3 protein-coding genes are annotated in these 3330 nt (G+C 40.6%); 1 reads left to right on the top strand and 2 read right to left on the bottom strand.

Features of this window, described 5'->3' with window-relative positions; translation table 11 throughout:
* Window positions 1-155: 155 nt before the first annotated feature.
* Entirely contained in the window at window positions 156-524 is a 369-nt protein-coding gene (locus ABF638_RS37280) for a hypothetical protein (protein ID WP_435027769.1), read from the top strand.
* A gap of 66 nt (window positions 525-590) precedes the next feature.
* Here the strand turns inward: ABF638_RS37280 and ABF638_RS37275 are convergent, their stop codons facing one another.
* Together ABF638_RS37275 and ABF638_RS37270 are read right to left on the bottom strand one after the other, a co-directional pair.
* A complete protein-coding gene (locus tag ABF638_RS37275) occupies window positions 591-1517 on the bottom strand; it encodes a phosphodiester glycosidase family protein (protein WP_435027768.1) in 927 nt (308 codons plus the stop codon).
* A gap of 83 nt (window positions 1518-1600) precedes the next feature.
* The gene (locus ABF638_RS37270; RefSeq protein ID WP_435027767.1) at window positions 1601-2854 is read right to left on the bottom strand and encodes a DUF4912 domain-containing protein; all 1254 of its coding nucleotides are present in this window, start codon (window positions 2852-2854) and stop codon (window positions 1601-1603) included.
* Between the last annotated feature and the right edge of the window lie 476 nt (window positions 2855-3330).

Below are 3330 nucleotides of genomic sequence, written 5' to 3'. Positions count from 1 at the left end.
TAAGGGGGATTTAGGGGGATCGAGATATGTGCAACTTCACATTAAATTGGTATTAGGTAAAAAAGAGGTGCAACATGAATTCTGCTAAATTTCCCAAAGAAGTTTTAGTGTATCTACCTTTCAACTTTGAAAAAACAAAGGAGGACAATAGCTAAATGTTAGAGCAGCAGATTGATTGGCCCACCAGACCAAAGACAAGTGCAATGATCATGAAAATTTTCCAAATAACTCTAGTGGTCTTAGTACTTTTAATCAACTTAGCAATTGCTTTCCCCTCTTGGGCAGAAAGTACGTCTTCTTTAACTAGCAATCCTAACTACTTTGAAGTAGGACAAAAAGTTATTTGGCTTTACAAGCCTCGCGCGGATTCTAGCGATGTCCAAAGAATTCCTGCCGAAGTAGTTAAGGTAAGTTCCAAGCAAGTGCAAATTAAGGTGTACAAACACAACAACGAATTTGTCAATCGTTGGGTGAATCCAAACAAACTTGAGAATTCACAAAAAGTTAAAAATTCAGGATTCTAAAATTGTGTGTACACCGTAGTCAGAGCTTGCAAATAAATTACAATCACTGTAGTAATCATAACTATTTTATTTTTTGTAAATCAAAAAAACTGAACCAATCGGCCCAAAGTTTTCTACATAAACTTTCTGGTTATAATACAATCCTGGAGACATACCCCCATCAAATAAAATCCCTTCTTGAATCTTACCTAAACAGTTATCGCTAGCAATACCTTCTAGGACATTATCAAACGTATCTGGGAATAACTCTTGATTAACTTGAGATAATTCAATCTCTGAATTACCTTTCAAGTCATTAACTAATAAGATTACATAGCCTTGATTAGTAATAGCCGCCAGAGAGCGATTAGTTGCATTTTTACAGGCAAATTCTCCCAAATCTTGGCAAATATCTTTAAATTTACCCTGACGATAGAATCTACCATTGCCACCCACTAAATTGTAATTGAGAATATCGCTTTTTCTTCTGCCAGCTTGGATAGTAGCCTGTCGCTGTTGGGGTCTACCTCCTGATATTCCAAAGGAAGAACGTTTATTTTTAAATGCTCCTGAATATTCTACGCCACGAGAAACGTTTAAGCCTTGTGGTTTATCATCAGTATCTATATAGTCGGCATTAATTGCGGCAATGGGTAGTTGTCCGTTTAATTTGGCATTCTCATCACCAATGAGTTCACGAAACTGTTTTGGTACATATTCTTTACGCAGTTTTCCCTTCGCATCTTTGGCGTAGAGTTTGTGAGATAGACCAACATTAACTTTGAAATCTAATTCTGCTGATTTGGGATTAAATATAATTACATTGTTAATACCTCTTTGACTTTTTTTACCTTGATTATTGGTTTTAAAAAAATCAATACTGAACTTAGCATCTTTGCCAGGGCAAGTTTTAGATACTTTTGGGGCTGAATTTGCTTCAAGCTCTTGACAACCTGATAGTAAGCTCGCTGCAATGATCAAGCTAAATACCAAAAATAATTTTTTTGTATACATAATAATGCAAAAAACCGCTACAGAATTACTATAGCGGGGAATAATTTAAAATTTCAGTCTGGAGTTAATCTAACAGCCAAAACTTAAGGGAACCATTCTAAAACAGCTTCTTCTTTGGTGTTAGTATTCCGAGATGGTGTCTCACGATTAAATTTCATCTGAATTGACCGGGTTTGCTCACCATCAGCAGCTACAGCCAAAATCGGATAGTCAATTAAACCATCCTGGAAGGACATCTGGAAGCGGAATGTTCCATCTGGATTTAGCTTAATTGGACGGCCGCCAATGGTTACGGTAGCATCGGGTTCGGTTGCACCGTAGACTATCAATTCAGCATCGGCAATTAACCAGAACTGGCGCGGACGCATTGGTACGGCAGAAGCCGAGAAGCCAACACCTGACATTCCTGCACCGGAAGCGGTTAAACCAGACACGGTGGGAGCTGCCCACAGACCTACACCAGATGGGAAAACGTAGGAGCTAAGGGATTGCACTCCACCTGGTACTTGGTGCTGGGAACCAAAGATAGAACCAGCCACCCGTAGGGCTTCGGCAGGTTCGGCTAAACCAAAGATTTGGTCGTAGATGGGGTTGCCGTTGCCATTCACGACAGCATTACCATTGGCGGTAGCTGCAACTTTCTTGGCAGGGGGAACTAGTTCGTATTGAGTCTTACCACGTAAATCTTCTTCAAAGTTGACGGTGATGAAGACATCTTCTATCCAGTCAGAAGGATAAACGGGAGGAATGTGTACTCTCGTAGAACGAGCTAGCACTAACCAGCGACCATCAGCAGCACGATAGCCGATATCGATCACATAATCGCGATCGCTAACTGGAACTGGTATATACCATTCTCTAGCTAGTTCATCAGCAGGATATTCTTGAATGCTGTGGGGGCTTTGATATTCGATATCGATGTCGGTGACATCATAAATCCGTAGTGCGAGTTGTTGTCCTCCTTGTCGGCGCAGTTCCTCTTTGTGTTCATTGGGAACATCCCAGTAAGTGTAAGCCCACTGAGGATCGCGCGGTAAGAGTACAATCCGGCTATCACCATAGCCAGAAGGCAAATCTGCGAGTCCTTCATCAACATCAGCTAGAGATCCACCAGTACGATCTTCCTGACCTAATTCAAACTTTGCAGCTTCCACGGTTTCTTGTGCCTCCAATGAACGAGATGGACTAAGCAAATTTCTGTTGCGCTGTACTTCTTGTATTGATGACAGCAGTTGAGATTTACGCATTCGGCTATAGCGAGAAATACTATATTCGCTAGCAACTTTGCGTAGTTGGCGTAAGGTCATCTCCTCTAGTGGCGGGCGTTCTTTTGCCATTAATTTGGCCTCCAGTAGTTTAAGCGGTAAATGATTTCCCCTGGTTAAAGAATGCTATATAAAATCTCATCCACTCCAGATGAATTTCTTATCCTGACTCCTGGTTTTGCCCAGTTTTTAAGTTTTTTAATCTGTTTTTAAATTGAGGTCGTTTCCTTTCAATTCCTCAGTTATGCCAAAATTAGCATTTCTTTGGGATCGGAGGAGTTGTTTTTGTTAAGTCAATATTAACCACTAAGCATATCTAGGGATCAAGGGGGAACAAGTAGGTTTTTCGCCTGGTTAACGGATTTATAAGCCCTTCCGGGATCGACTTGTTATGGTTTCATGACAATTGCCGCTAGCTATGATGTTGAGAATGGCAACAATGTCATATTTTCATGACATTCATTGTGGGTTAGCCAAAAACCGTAATTTACCCAACTCAGAACTCAGAACTCAGAACTCAGAACTCAGAACTCAGAACTCAGAACTCA

The sequence above is a fragment of the Nostoc sp. CALU 1950 genome, assembly GCF_051172895.1.
GTDB classification, from domain to species: Bacteria; Cyanobacteriota; Cyanobacteriia; order Cyanobacteriales; family Nostocaceae; genus Nostoc; species Nostoc edaphicum_A.
The sequence above is the reverse complement of the archived record's forward strand: the minus strand, read 5'-3'. Positions and strand labels throughout refer to the sequence as shown.